This is a genomic window from Pseudogemmobacter faecipullorum, assembly GCF_020539525.1.
GTDB lineage: Bacteria > Pseudomonadota > Alphaproteobacteria > Rhodobacterales > Rhodobacteraceae > Pseudogemmobacter > Pseudogemmobacter faecipullorum.
In genome coordinates, this window is the sequence record NZ_JACDXX010000001.1 from 361,634 (window position 1) to 374,974 (window position 13,341).

The following is a 13,341-nucleotide window of genomic DNA, read 5'->3' on the forward strand; positions in this document are numbered from 1 at the left end:
AAGGGGTCGGCGGGCGCCTCACCCTCCGACGACCGCTCCCTCTCAGACCACGCGCACGCTCAGATCGCCGATCCCCGCGATATGGGCCTGCATAAGATCGCCCCTCACCACCGACCCCACTCCCGCTGGGGTGCCGGTCATGATGATATCGCCGGGCTGCAGGGTGAAATAACGCGACAGAACCACGATCATCTCGGGAATTTTCCAGATCATCTGGTTCAGATCACCGCTCTGCCGCCGCACGCCATTCACATCCAGGGTAATAGCCCCCCCGGTCGGATGGCCAGAGACCGCAACCGGCACCAGCGCGCCGCAGGGGGCAGATTTCTCAAAGCTTTTCCCAACCTCCCAGGGGCGGCCCATCTTTTTGGCCTCGCCCTGCAGATCGCGCCGCGTCATATCGAGGCCAGGAGCATAGCCCCAGACATGATCCAGCGCCCCGGCCTCAGCGATATTTTCGCCGCCTTTGCCGAGCGCCACCACCAGCTCAATCTCGTGATGCACATCTGAGGTTTCAGCCGGATAGGGAAAGCGGCCATCCGAGGTGAGGCAGGAGGGGCTTTTGAGAAAGAAGAACGGCGGCTCGCGGTCCGGGTCATGGCCCATTTCAACCGCATGCGCGGCATAGTTGCGGCCAATGCAGAACACCCGATGGACCGGAAACAGCTGGTCACTGCCCTGCACCGGCAGGCTGGCCCGGGGCTGCGGCGCGATCACATATCCGGGGGATTTGTACAGGCTGTCGGACATTGGTTCTGTCTCCTGGAGGGGGCGCGGTAGCACTCTCCACCATCGAGCAGCTTTCCCCGCAGAAATCCATATGGCTGAGCCTCGGGCATGGTCTGGCCGGGGCCAGAAGGTGCAGGCAGACGGGCTGAACATCCTCGCAATCCGCATAAAGGTACGCCGCCCTCGCCCGCCGGGCTTGCCCGGAACATGAGGCGGCATGCGTTGCAGGGCGCGCCGCGCGATGCCAGCCGCTCCGCAGTTCAGCGATACTGATCCCCGACAGCCACCCCCGCCGGAGACGATATGAAATGCCACCCGTGACGCGCTGAAGGCCTGACGCCCTGAATGTCTGTGCCGCGCGATGATTCCGGGGGGCCTCCACCATGGTGATCACAAATCTCACCTGCCGCGCGGCAGCCCCACTCTGCCCCCTCGATTCTGCGGGTTTCAGGCGGCAATGCCTGCCCCTGAATCAGCCGTAAAAGCTGCCGGATCCGCTGACTGTGATCACAACCAGGCCACAAGAGCCGCGCTGAGCGCCTTTCCGCCACCGGAAAGCGCAGAATTCGCTGTTTTTTTAGCCAACGCTGCAGCTGCACAGTTGCACTGGCAGCGACAAGCGACCAGAAGAGGCACACGCCATTTTGCCGCACCCTTCCGGCAACAGATCCGGCAGGGGAATGGCAAGGCCAGTGAGACCGCCCGCGCGGGTGGTTGAAACAGAACCGCAGTACGGAGGATCAGCCGCTATGGCCGACAAGGGAATGCCCGCTATCGTTTACACCAAGGTGGATGAGGCCCCGGACCTCGCATCGGCTTCGCTGCTGCCGATCATTCAGCGCTTTGCCAAAGCCGCCGGTATCGCTGTTGCCACCCGTGACATCTCGCTCGCAGGCCGCATCATTGCGGCTTTCCCCGAACGGCTGACCGCAGCGCAACAGCAGGCCGACGATCTGGCTGGCCTCGGTGCCTGGGTAAAAACCGCTGAAGCCAATGTCATCAAGCTGCCGAATATCTCGGCCTCGGTGCCGCAGCTGGTCGCCGCGATCAGAGAGCTGCAGGCCCAGGGCTATGCCCTGCCCGATTACCCGGCCGAGCCCGCCACGGCCGAAGAAAAAGAGATCCGCGCCCGCTATGACGCGATCAAGGGTTCGGCTGTGAACCCGGTGCTGCGCGAGGGCAATTCGGACCGCCGCGCCGCCAAAGCGGTGAAAAACTACGCTAAAGCCCATCCGCATTCGATGGGCAAATGGTCGAAAGACAGCAAGACCCGCGTGGCCTCGATGACCTCGGGCGGTGATTTCTTCTCGAATGAGACCTCGGTCACCCTCACCGCAGCCCAGGCGGGCAAGGTGAAGATCGAGCTGACCGGCACTTCCGGCGCGGTCACTGTGCTGAAAGAGGGGGTGAACCTGCCCGAGGGCACTGTGGTTGACGCGACCTTCATGTCGGTCAAAGCGCTCGCCGCCTTCCTCGACAAAGAGATCGAGGCGACCAAAGCCGAAGGCACTCTGTTCTCGCTGCATCTGAAAGCGACGATGATGAAGGTCTCGGACCCGATCATCTTCGGGCACGCGGTCAAAGCCTGGCTGAAGCCGGTCTATGAGAAATTCGCCGATGAGCTGGCGGCGACCGATGCCAATGGCGGCCTTGGCAGCCTGCTGGCGCAGATCAAAGATCTGCCGAATGGCGCAGAGATCCTGAAAGAGGTCGATGCGGTCATGGCCGCGCGTGCGCCGCTCTATATGGTGAATTCCGATAAGGGCATCACCAATCTGCATGTGCCCTCAGACGTGATCATCGATGCCTCGATGCCGGCGCTGCTGCGCGCAGGCGGCAAGGGCTGGGGCCCGGATGGCAAGGAAGGTGACAGCACCTGCGTCATCCCCGACACCTCCTATGCTCCGGTCTATGAGGAAAGCGTCAATTACTTCAAAGAGACCGGCGCGCTTGACCCGGCCACCGCAGGCACGGTGCAGAATATCGGCCTGATGGCGCAGAAGGCCGAGGAATACGGCTCGCATCCGACCACTTTCGAGATCCCGGAAGCTGGTACTGTGCGCGTCATCGCCGAAAACGGCGATGTGCTGCACAGCCATGAAGTTGAGAAAGGTGACATCTGGCGCCTGTGCTCGACCCGCAAGGCCGCGATCCTTGACTGGGTGCAACTGGCGATCGACCGCCAGCGCATCGAGGGCTGCCAGGCGATCTTCTGGCTGGACGAAAACCGCGCCCATGACCGCGAACTTCTGGCCTATATCCGCCCGATCCTGAAGGAAAAAGGCGTCGAGGCAAAGTTCCTGGTTCTGGCCCCGCGTGAGGCCACCCGGCTGTCATTCGAGACCATCCGCGCCGGCAAAGACAGCATCGCCATCACCGGCAACGTGCTGCGCGACTATCTGACCGATCTGTTCCCGATCCTGGAGCTGGGCACCTCGGCCAAGATGCTGTCGATCGTCAAGCTGATGCAGGGCGGCGGCATGTTTGAAACCGGCGCCGGCGGCTCGGCCCCGAAACATGTGCAGCAGCTGATGGAAGAAAACCATCTGCGCTGGGACAGCCTGGGCGAGTTCTGCGCCCTTGGCGAAAGCCTGAACTACCTCGCCGAAGTCACCGGCAATGAGAAAGCCCGTGTGCTGGGCGCAGCAGTTGATGCTGCCACCCAGGGCATTCTCGACCATGACCGCAGCCCGGGCCGCAAGGCAGGCGAAGCCGATAACCGCGACAGCCATTTCTACTTTGCCATGTACTGGGCCCAGGCTCTGGCGAAACAGAATTCCGATCCTGAACTGGCCGAGGAATTCCGCCCGATTGCCCAGGCTCTGACCGAAGGCGAAGAGGTTATCGTGGCAGAGCTGCGTGCCGATCGCGGCAAAGCGGTGGATCTGGGCGGCTATTACCATGCCGATCCGGCGAAAACCGCTGCGGTGATGCGCCCCTCGGCAAGCTTCAACGCCATCCTCGGCTGATCCTGACATCAGCCTGGAACTGAAAACTGAAACGGGCCCTTCGGGGCCCGTTTTCATTGTCTCAGAGCAGATGCCAGAGCCCACCCTCGCGGCGGAACTGCCGCTGAGGCCCGGGTTCAAAACGCAGCGTGGCTTCATTGATCACAAAAGGCGTCGCGATCAGCCCGCCTGGCTGCTGGTCAAGCAGCGTAAAGCCGTGATCTTTCTCGCCCTTCCGGCCGCAAAGCGCGGTTCCGGTCTGGATCTGCAGCAGCGGGCGCGGGCTGCCGGCGGCAATGCCCAGCCCCAGCTGCCAGTGATGCAGATGGCCCGATACCACCCCATGCAGCCCCGCTGCCGCCAGCCGGGCTATACCGCTTTCCGCCCCCCTGGTCTCGCCGCGCTCAAAGCCGGGCGGCTCTTCCAGCGGGTGATGACAGACAAGCAGGTTCAGCGCCTCTGCCTCCGCTCCGCCCCCCTGTTCCGTCCCGCGCAAGGCGGCCTCGACCCGGGCCACGTCACTGTCACGCAGCACCCCGCCCCGCCATTGCCCCGGATCCGCGCTGTTCACCCCAAACAGGCGGATCGGCCCGACCCGGGCAAAGCAGCCCCGCCCCTGCGGTATGCTCATCTTCCAGCTGAAAAACGGGCTGATCCAGCGCAGGGGAAGATTATAGAGCGGGATATCATGATTGCCCGGCACCACCATATAGGGGCGCTGCAGGCTGTCGATGAACTGCATCGCCCGGCGAAACTGCCCGATCCTGGCCCGCTGGCTCAGATCCCCCGAGACAATGACAAAATCCGGATCGCAGCGCAGCACGGCAGCGCGCAACGGCGCCACCAGCTCCGCACGCTCGGCGCCAAAATGCAGATCGGTCAGATGAACGAGCCGCGTCATCCACGCCCCTGCAGCAGATCCTCGCCACCAGCAGCGTCAGGCGCCTGCGCCAGCGGCACGATCACTTTCAGCGCGTCTTCGCGGATCTGCAGATGCCAGGGCCCCTCTATCCGCTGTTTTTCACCATCGAGCGCCACCAGGCGATGGTTGCGCCGGCTTTCAATCAGAATATCATCCGCAATGATCACTTCAAAATCCCTTCCCCGCGCGGCCTGCCCGAAGGCCAGCCGCAGGGCAGCGACCACCAGCTCGCGCCGCCGCTGGCCGCGCGCGATCAGCAGAACAAACTGACCATTTCGGATCGCCTCTGCCCCGTCCAGGCCAAAGCTTTCGAGCTGATAATGGCTGCGGGCGGCAAAAATCAGCGGCGTGACAATGTCACGCTTTTTGCCCCGGGCGCTGAGGCTGAGCCGCATCGGATCGCGCAGTTCGGCGAGGCTGAGGATCACCGACCAATAGGCCAGCAGGCGACTGCGGCCCCAGCGGTGATAGATCTTCTCGCGCCGCTCGAGGATCGCCGGATAGAGGCCGAAACTGGCATTATTCAGAAAGACATGTCCATTCACCTCGGCCAGATCCCTGGCCTCGATCCTGCCATGCTCCAGCCGGTGCAGGGCTTCCTCCAGCGTCTCGCCGCCACCAAGCCCGCGCGAGAAATAGTTAAAGGTGCCGCCCGGCAGCACCGCCATGGCAGCCTCCGTACCGGCAAGCACCCCTGCCGCTGCGGTCTGGGTGCCATCTCCACCAAGCACACCGATGATATCGGCGCCGGTTTCAACCGCCGCACGGGCACGGGCCTGCACCGGATCGCCTTTATGAATCTCGACCAGCGAGAAGCGCGCCACCTGCGGCTCAATCCGGGCGCGGATCATCGCGATATCCTGCGACGTGTCTTTATTGCCCGAAGCGGTGTTGGCCAGCAGGGTAAAATGGCTTCCGGCAAGATCGGGACGGTCTCGGGTCAAGGGCTTTCCCCTCTCTGGTACAGGGTCACTGATAAAGTCTGCACTGCACAGCCGCAGGGGCGCAGAACGGCAGCTCACCAATGCCTGATGCGGCCTTGGGTTCCTGGGGCCGCATCAGCCCTGACGAAAAAGGCGCAATACTGCCCCCCGGAGGCCGCAGCCCGCACTATTTGATGAGATAAATGTAATCGTAGTTCACCGGGACACTGACCGGATCGACATACAGCTCATCCGCTCCACCCAGCCGGGCCGAGCGCAGCGTGAAACGCTGCTCGTGAAAGACCGGAACCCAGGGAGCCTCGGCCATAATGTCGCGAAACACCGAGGACCAGCGATTCAGGCGCTGCTCCTGCTGATCTGCAGCTGTCATCGAATTCGCCGCCGCAGCCCTCACATCCAGATCCGGGCGGCAGAGTTTCGTCCAGTTCCAGCCGCCGGGCCGGGCGGCGGCGCAGCTGAGCAGCGGCAGATAAAAATTTGAGGGATCAGGATAGTCGCTCACCCAGGCCAGGCCTCCGGACCAGACCATCTGTGCCTCTCCCGCCCCGGCGCGGGCAATCACCTCCGGCATCGGCAGTGCGAGAATTGTGACATTAATACCTATGGCCCGCAGTTCCTGTCGCATCACCTCGGCGATGCGCGGATTCGGATCCGTATCAACCACCAGCATCTCGGCGGCAAAGCCCTCGTTCAGCCCGACCCGCGCCAGAAGCCGCCCGGCCGCTTTCGGATCATAGGGATAGCCGGGATAATCCCGGAGATGGCCGGGCATCAGCGGCGGCAGCGGCTGGTTCGCCGGAATCGCCCGGCCACTGATCACCCCGATGATCCGATCCTTATTGATCGCCATACTCACCGCTCTGCGCACCTCCGGCCGGTCAAAGGGCGGCTGCTTCACATTCATCGTGATATAGCTGGTGTGCAGCTGCCCGCCCTCGACCACCTGTTTTGACAAAAGCGGATCACTCATCACCTCGACAAAGCGGCTGGCCGGAATGCCATCGCCCAGAATATCCACCTCACCCTGACGCGCGCGGGCCAGGGCTGCCGATGGCTCATCGCCTATCTCGATGCTCAGCGCGTCGAGATAGGGGATGCCTGGCCGCCAGTAATGCGTGTTCTTTTTCAGCAGCAGATGCGAGCCCCGTTTCCATTCCGAAAAGCGGAACGCCCCGGTGCCAACCGGCGCAAAGCCAAAACCGGCCCCCGCCGCCTCAACCGCTTCGGCGGGCAGGACCGAGGCAAAATTCAGCGCGAGAACATGCAGGAAGGTGGCGTCGGGGCGGGACAGCCTGATCTCCACAGTCCGGGCATCAGGCGCTGTTACGCCTGACAGCGGTGCCTGTCCCGCCGCTGCCGCCTCATAGCCTTCGATCATCGAGAAAAAGGCCTGGCCAGGCGAACCTGTCGCCGGATCAACCGCCCGGTTCAGCGACCAGACCACATCCTCGGCCTGCATTTCGCGGCCATTGTGAAAGCGCACGCCCGGACGCAGGTGGAAAATATAGCTCAGCCCCTCTGCTCCGGTCTCGTAGCTTTCCGCAAGCCCCATACGCAGACGGGTGGTCCCCGGTTCGTAATCGACCAGCGTGTCGAACAGCGATTTGATCAGCGACCAGTTCTGCAGATCATAGCCGATCGCCGGATCCAGTGTGGAAACATCATCCTTAAAGGTGAGAGTGATGACCCCCCCGGCAACCGGCGTTTCGGCCTGCAGCGGAGCGCTGGCCAGCCAGAGTGCAAGCCCGGAGCAAAGGACAAACTTATGCATAGGCCAATCCTGTCACGGCTGGACATCAGAGATGAATGTTACGCCAGGAAGCTGGCACGGCAACAATCTCTGTGCAGAAAATCCTGCATTTTCTCTTAATGCCTGCGCCGTGCCGCCGCACGGGCAGGATATGGGCGGCCCCCTGATGCGGCCCTGCCCGGTCAGAACAGACTTCAGCCAGCGCCGCGACCGGGGCAGGCCCGGGCAAGGAAACCGGTGGCATTACCTGTAAAATTCTGGCCAGCCCCCTCAGGATATGATTTTGCACACCGCGCTGCTGAGGGCAAATCGCAGGAGCCGGAAAAGCAAAATCCCCTGCCTCAGGCCACCGGGCCCATAAAACGTGGCCGTCTGCCGGCACAGCAGCATCAATTGTATTGGCTCTGCCCGATACATCGCCTAAATATTGCCATATACATACTTTAGATAAGAACCATACCAGAAGGGGCAAAACATGACATATAAAGCTTTATTGTTAGTGTCGGCACTCGGCGTCGCGGGCTGCGTTGCAGCTGCTCCCACCACAGCTGACACCCGTCTTGTGCGGGTCATGGTCGAAACCAGTGGCAAACATAAATTTGAGCGCCTGGTTGCGGCAGCCCAGCCGATGGCCGACAGAGCCTGCGCCGCCGAAGGCAAACAGGCGAAATGGGCCGTGGCCACCTCGATCTCGGAGACGAAAACCCGCCTGTCCTTCACCTGCCATTGAGCACGGCGCCGAAACCCGCTCCATGGTGCGGGTTTTTCCTGGCGGCCGGCCCCAGGGCCGCTCCTTTCAGGTTCCGCTGCTCTGCGCCTGGCCGCCCACGGCTCCCCGGCGGCCCACGGCAGCATGCTCACCGGCACCGCGTCCTGGCGGTGCAGAGGTGACATGCTGCCGTTTGCCTCTGTGCCCGGCCCGGTCAGGATCCGTCTGAAAAGATACCCGTCGCGCGCAGCCCCGCCCCCCCTTGACCGGAGACACCCGCGACGGGTCCGAAGCGCCCTGGTCAGGCGCCTTCCTGCTGGTAATAAGCGTTATTCTGATAGGCGGCCTGCACGCCCAGCGTCAGCGCCGTATGCAGCAGCGGCGGTTTCAGCGTGACATCGCAGGCCATCATCCGCTCGCAGGTAAAATCATGCGAGCGCACTTCACTTGAGACCAGAACCAGAGGCAGACGCGGCACCGCGCGGCGCACCTGCATGCAGAAATCAATCGTCGATTCGGTATCATCGAGATAATCAGAATCGACCAGCAGGAAGTCGAGGCGCGGCGCCTGATCGCGCAGCCAGTCAAGATTCATCCGCTCTTCCGAGACCACCATGACCACCGCGCGCATCCTGTTGGACCAGTCCTGCAGATCGCGCGACAATGAGCCCATTTCGCCGCACATCAGGATCAGGCCTTTGGGGCAGAGCGGCTTATCGACCAGCGCGGAACTCCTGAGGCTCTGACCTTCCGGAGCACGATATCCCGCGGTCTGAGGCACCCGAACCACGACTGAAGTGTCTGAGGGACGCAGGGCAGGCTCGGGCTCGCGGAACATTCTCAGCACAATTCTCTCCTCAGGATCGGATCATCTTCGCCAGAAGATAAATATCTCGAAGGTATGTATCGCTATTTCTTTTGTTCTTTTTAAGGCCTCAAAAGTGAGAATGCGTCAGAACTGTGTCCTGACGCTTATATCTCCCGCAAGAGCGGTCCGGGGGGCGCAGTTTATCCCGCCTGCTCAGCGCTCAGCGCGCCAGGGTTGGTTCACAGCTGTAGCTGTCGAGAATCAGATCGGCCTGCGCAAGGCCAATGCCCAGCAGATCCAGCAATCCCTGCAGGATCGCATCGACCCCGAGCGCCGCCAGCAGAGCGGCGAGGCTGTTCGCGATCGCGCTCAGCAGTTGCAGCAGCGCCGAAAGCACGAGGTTGAACAGATTGAGGAGCGGGCAGATCAGCACCGCCAGGCCTTCGCATTTCTTCACATTGCTGCGCAGATCCGCCGCCACAGTGTTGAGGAAAGTGCCCACATCCCGGACCAGGCCGGAAATGGTCAGCGGATTGGGCACCGGCACCGGGGTGGCATTCTGGAACTGACCCAGCGTGACCGCGACCGTGCGCGTGCCGCCCCCAAGCGGCGTAGACGGAATATCTTTTGCATTCACCTCAGCCCGGTCATCGAACAGACCGACCTGCAGCCCCAGCGCCAGTGCAGAGGTGGTGGCGCGGAAAGTCGCCAGCTGATCGCTGCTCTGGCTGGCATTGCAGTTCAGGCTGAGCGGCACGGCACTCGCGGTTGCGGCCTGCAGTTTCAGCGCAATCCGCAGCAAAGAGGTGGTGCCATCCCCCAGCACATTAGCCGTGACATTGGCATCGAGCTGCGACACCTCGGCTTTCGGCGGCGGCACATCATCTACATAGCCCACCGCGATCACCGCAGGCCGGATCAGACCGAGGGTGACCGAGATATTCGCCAGCTTGCCGAGGTTGACCGGCAGTGCCACCGTGACACGCTCATTCGGCTTTGCACTCAGCCCCGCCATAGCCATGAGCAGATCAAATACATTCACCTTGATATCGGGGAGAATATCCCCGGCCCGCAGCCCAAGCAAAGTGGGCGAGGCCCCGACGATCTCTCCCAGGGTCATGTAGCCCCGGTCAACAGCACTGGGAATGATGTCAATGTTGGCCAGGCCACCCAGACGCACCAGATGGTTCAGCAGATCGAGCCGGCTTACCTGCAGGTTCAGCAGCTGATCAAAATTCAGCAGATCGAGGCCAACATTCGTATTCGCAATCAGCCCCAACAGATTGTTCAGGCTTATTTTGGTGGTGGCGAGCCCCATATAGCCCAGCACCTCGGCATTCAGGCCGAGGCCAAGCGGCCCAAGCACCCGCCCGAGGATACTGCGGTTGGTATTGATCGACAGCAGGCGATTGCGCAGCGAGAAAGAGATAACGGCCCGCTGTACGCCCACAGATTGCCGGCGGATGGTGATATTCTCATCGCTCAGCACCGGCGACAGCAGGATCGGCCGGAAGCGCGAGGGCACGGTGACCTGAACCGCGCTGGCGAATTCTGGGCTTGCCTGGTTGCCCGCCGCGATGAATTTCCCGCTATCACGATCATAGCGGCCGATGCGGATATCGGAATCCTGCAAGGTGATACTGCCATAGCGGGTGTTTCTGAGCACCACCTCGCGTGCCGCGGTGCGAACCGCTGCCGCATTGGGCAGATGGTTGGTGGCACTGATCGTGGCCAGGTCCGCCTGCGACTGCACATAGCGTTTTTGCGCATTCAGCAAAGAGATATCTGTCGCGAGCCCGCCGATCAGCAGCAGGACAGGGAACAGGATCATCAACAGCATCGAAAGAGCGCCGGAGCTGTCGGACAGAAAACGTTGCAGAAGTCGCATGCAGGATCCCATGATCGCATTCTGCCCCCGGCGCAAAGATGCACCTGAATGGCAAAATATGCAATCTAAGGTTAAAAATTCACCCGGAAAACAACCCTGAGACTGCATTCCGGAGGTGGTTCATAACCCGGGCCCGGATCAGCCCTGGCCCGGGGCTTCAGGCAAAGGGCCGAAGAATTCTTCCGCCAGCCCTTTCAGCTGACCATAGCTCAGCGGCTTTTCGAGCGCGTAATTGGCACCGGCATTCTCGAGATCGCGGCATTCCGAGCCCATGGTCGAGGCGGTGATGCCAATAACCGGCAGATCCTTTTCGGTCAGGCGGATCTCTTTCACCAGCTCACTGCCAATCATGCCCGGCAGCAGCTGATCGACCACCACCATATCATACCGCTTCTCGCGGAACAGCGCGAGACCGGCATCGCCGCTCTCGGCCCAGTCCACCACCGGGAAGAGCTTGCGCAGCCGGGCCGAGGTGATCTCGCCGACCAGTTTATTATCTTCGACCAGCAGCACGCTGCGGTTGGCATAAAGCGGGGTTACATCACTCACCTCAACGACCTTTCGTTCGGCTCTCGCCGTCTTCTGTACAATACGTGCCGGATGGCTCAGCACAAAGCGGCTGCCCCGGCTTTCCGGCGCAAGCGAGAGATCCCCGCCCATCAGCCGCAGCGCTTTACGCGCCGTATAAAGCCCCAGTCCGGGCCTGCCCTCAGGATCTGCAATACTGCCCTCAAAGGGCTCAAAGACCGAGACACTCCGCTCTGGCGCAATGCCGATACCATCATCGGCCACCTGCCAGGTCACATTGCAGTCGCCATCCGCGCCACGGGTGACAAAGGCACTGAGCACCACCTGCCTGGCGCGGGAATGGACAATGGCATTATGCACGAGTTTCGACAGGGCAACAAAGACCCGGTTGTAGTCACACTGGATCTGAATATCGCTGTTCTCGCCGATATTATGCTCGAGCGTAATCCCGTTGCCGAGCGCCGAGGCGGCAAAAATCTCGCGCACCTGCTCGCCCAGCTCACGCAGGGTAAAGCCGCGGCTGGCCGCCTGCCCCCCCTCGGTCCCCGAGCCGGCGCGCAGATCGTCGAGAATGCCGATAATCCGCTCGAGCGTGGTTTCAAACCCGGCCCCGACATCCTCCCAGGAGGCGCCGGTTTTCAGCTCTTCGCCCAGCATCGACAGGATCGCCATCGGCGTGCGCAGCTCATGCGAGGCGATGGACAGCAGCCGCTCCTCGCGCAGGATCGCCTCGCTCAGCAGCTTTTCGTAGCGGTTCAGCCGCGCGCTGAGATCTGCCTCGCGCTCGAGGCTGACCAGGGCAATCCAGGCCTCGGGCAGCCGGACGCTGAGCACCCAGGCATCAAAGGCCACCAGCCGCCCGGGGCCAGTCTCTCCCGCCGCTCCGCCGCGCAGGCCAAGCTGCAGCCGGACCGGACCGGCCGGGAATTTCGTCTCGCTCTGAAGCAGCTGCATCAGGTCAATCAGCCCCGAGAATTCCGCGCCGCTGAACACATCGCTGAAACTGACGTGATCCTCAAAGCCCATGCTTTTGCCCGAGCCATTGGGGAAGTGCAGGCTGCGATCATCGAGATCGAGACGCACCACCCAGCTGCGCGCCATCGCATGGAACTGCGCCATGGCCAGAGCCGGGGGCTGTCCATAACGGTGCAGACTGTCTGCCTGTCCGGGTGCCGGGCGCAGACCGGCCGCGAGAATGGCGCAAAGCAGGCAGAGATAAAACATCTGCAGCGCCGGGCCGGTGGCGAGCAGCGCGGCACTGAAGGCCGGCGTCGCGGCAAGCAGCATCAGCCCGCAGCCAAACAAAACCACCGCCCGGCGCAGCAGCACCAGCAGCACCAGGACGGTAATCAGCAAAGCCGCGACCGGCGTGCCACTGGGGCCAAGCTGGTCAACCGGCGGCAGTGCCATCAGCAGGCTCAGCCCGGCCAGAACCACCAGGGCGGCCAGGATCACCACCGCAGGGGCGGGCAGGCTTTCCTCCCCGCCCTCTGTCATCGCTTCCAGCCCCTGAGCCGTGAGGCTGGCGATCACCGTGGCAAACAGGGCGCAGAGCATAATCTGCGGCAGTGAAAACGGAACCGCTGCCGCCCCGGGCGACAAGGGCATCAGCCAGATTGCCAGCCAGAAGCCACCGGCCAGTACGAGGCCCGCGAGCAGCAGCTGCAACGGATTGGCCAGCGCAAGGCTGCGCGGTGCCAGGCTCTTTGGCAGGCCGCCGGTCAGCGCCCAGGCGATCAGCGCCACACCAAGGCCGGCCAGCCAGCAAAACGCCAGAACCAGGGGCCCGCTGCCGCTATCGGCCAGCACCCGGGCCCCGCTTATCCAGGAGGTCAGCGGCATGCCTGGCAGCAACAGCAGGCTCAGCAGTGACGCCAGCAAGGCGCGCAATCCGTTTTCCTGCAGACGGCCGGTCAGGATTTCATTCAGCAGAAAATGCAGCGCCGCCGACCAGATCAGGGCCGCCGCCGGCAGGGCCTGGGCCAGCCCCGGATCCGTGGCGGCGCTGATGATCAGCCAGGCACCGGCCGGCGCCACCAGCAGCGCAGAAATCCCCGTCACCCGGCGGAAGGCCCGCCTGCTGCTGCGAAAGCTTTGCACTTGTGTGTCGGTCAC

At 62.6% G+C, this 13,341-nt stretch carries 9 protein-coding genes; 2 read left to right on the forward strand and 7 right to left on the reverse strand.

All coding sequences use genetic code 11. The features are described 5' to 3' along the window. Positions 1-42: 42 nt before the first annotated feature. Positions 43-750, reverse strand: a complete 708-nt coding sequence (locus H0485_RS01665) for a fumarylacetoacetate hydrolase family protein (RefSeq protein ID WP_226933592.1) — start codon at positions 748-750, stop codon at positions 43-45. Between the two features lie 728 nt (positions 751-1,478). Here H0485_RS01665 and H0485_RS01670 point away from each other — a divergent pair. Continuing rightward, positions 1,479-3,698, forward strand: a complete 2,220-nt coding sequence (locus H0485_RS01670) for an NADP-dependent isocitrate dehydrogenase (protein ID WP_226933594.1) — start codon at positions 1,479-1,481, stop codon at positions 3,696-3,698. Positions 3,699-3,759: 61 nt separating this feature from the next. Here the strand turns inward: H0485_RS01670 and H0485_RS01675 are convergent, their stop codons facing one another. From H0485_RS01675 to H0485_RS01685, 3 genes are all read right to left on the reverse strand, one after another. Then, positions 3,760-4,578: a metallophosphoesterase family protein gene (locus H0485_RS01675; RefSeq protein ID WP_226933595.1), complete on the reverse strand. Its 819-nt coding sequence runs from the start codon at positions 4,576-4,578 to the stop codon at positions 3,760-3,762. Beyond that, positions 4,575-5,543 carry a diacylglycerol/lipid kinase family protein gene (locus H0485_RS01680; protein ID WP_226933596.1) on the reverse strand — a complete coding sequence of 323 codons (969 nt, stop codon included), beginning with the start codon at positions 5,541-5,543 and terminating at the stop codon, positions 4,575-4,577. Before H0485_RS01680 ends, H0485_RS01675 begins: the two co-directional genes overlap by 4 nt. 166 nt (positions 5,544-5,709) lie before the next feature. After that, complete coding sequence (locus H0485_RS01685) at positions 5,710-7,314, reverse strand: ABC transporter substrate-binding protein (protein WP_226933598.1); 1,605 nt, start codon at positions 7,312-7,314, stop codon at positions 5,710-5,712. Positions 7,315-7,768: 454 nt separating this feature from the next. Here H0485_RS01685 and H0485_RS01690 point away from each other — a divergent pair, with 454 nt between their 5' ends. Beyond that, positions 7,769-8,023, forward strand: coding sequence for a hypothetical protein (locus H0485_RS01690; RefSeq protein WP_226933599.1), 255 nt, complete (start codon positions 7,769-7,771; stop codon positions 8,021-8,023). 280 nt (positions 8,024-8,303) lie between these two features. Here the strand turns inward: H0485_RS01690 and H0485_RS01695 are convergent, their stop codons facing one another. The 3 genes from H0485_RS01695 to H0485_RS21785 all read right to left on the reverse strand — a co-directional run bounded on the left by H0485_RS01695 (position 8,304) and on the right by H0485_RS21785 (position 13,341). After that, on the reverse strand, positions 8,304-8,849 hold the full coding sequence (locus H0485_RS01695) for a hypothetical protein (protein WP_226933600.1): 546 nt from the start codon (positions 8,847-8,849) through the stop codon (positions 8,304-8,306). Between the two features lie 181 nt (positions 8,850-9,030). Next, a complete protein-coding gene (locus tag H0485_RS01700; protein ID WP_226933601.1) occupies positions 9,031-10,698 on the reverse strand; it encodes a Tad domain-containing protein in 1,668 nt (555 codons plus the stop codon). Positions 10,699-10,836: 138 nt separating this feature from the next. Next, positions 10,837-13,341: a response regulator gene (locus H0485_RS21785; protein ID WP_226933602.1), complete on the reverse strand. Its 2,505-nt coding sequence runs from the start codon at positions 13,339-13,341 to the stop codon at positions 10,837-10,839.

Excerpts from the sequence above, each read along its gene's own strand:
- H0485_RS01690 (WP_226933599.1), top strand. The coding sequence starts at position 7,769 with ATGACATATAAAGCTTTATTGTTAGTGTCGGCACTCGGCGTCGCGGGC.
- H0485_RS01675 (WP_226933595.1), bottom strand. The coding sequence starts at position 4,578 with ATGACGCGGCTCGTTCATCTGACCGATCTGCATTTTGGCGCCGAGCGT.
- H0485_RS01670 (WP_226933594.1), top strand. The coding sequence starts at position 1,479 with ATGGCCGACAAGGGAATGCCCGCTATCGTTTACACCAAGGTGGATGAG.
- H0485_RS01665 (WP_226933592.1), bottom strand. The coding sequence starts at position 750 with ATGTCCGACAGCCTGTACAAATCCCCCGGATATGTGATCGCGCCGCAG.
- H0485_RS01700 (WP_226933601.1), bottom strand. The coding sequence starts at position 10,698 with ATGCGACTTCTGCAACGTTTTCTGTCCGACAGCTCCGGCGCTCTTTCG.
- H0485_RS01685 (WP_226933598.1), bottom strand. The coding sequence starts at position 7,314 with ATGCATAAGTTTGTCCTTTGCTCCGGGCTTGCACTCTGGCTGGCCAGC.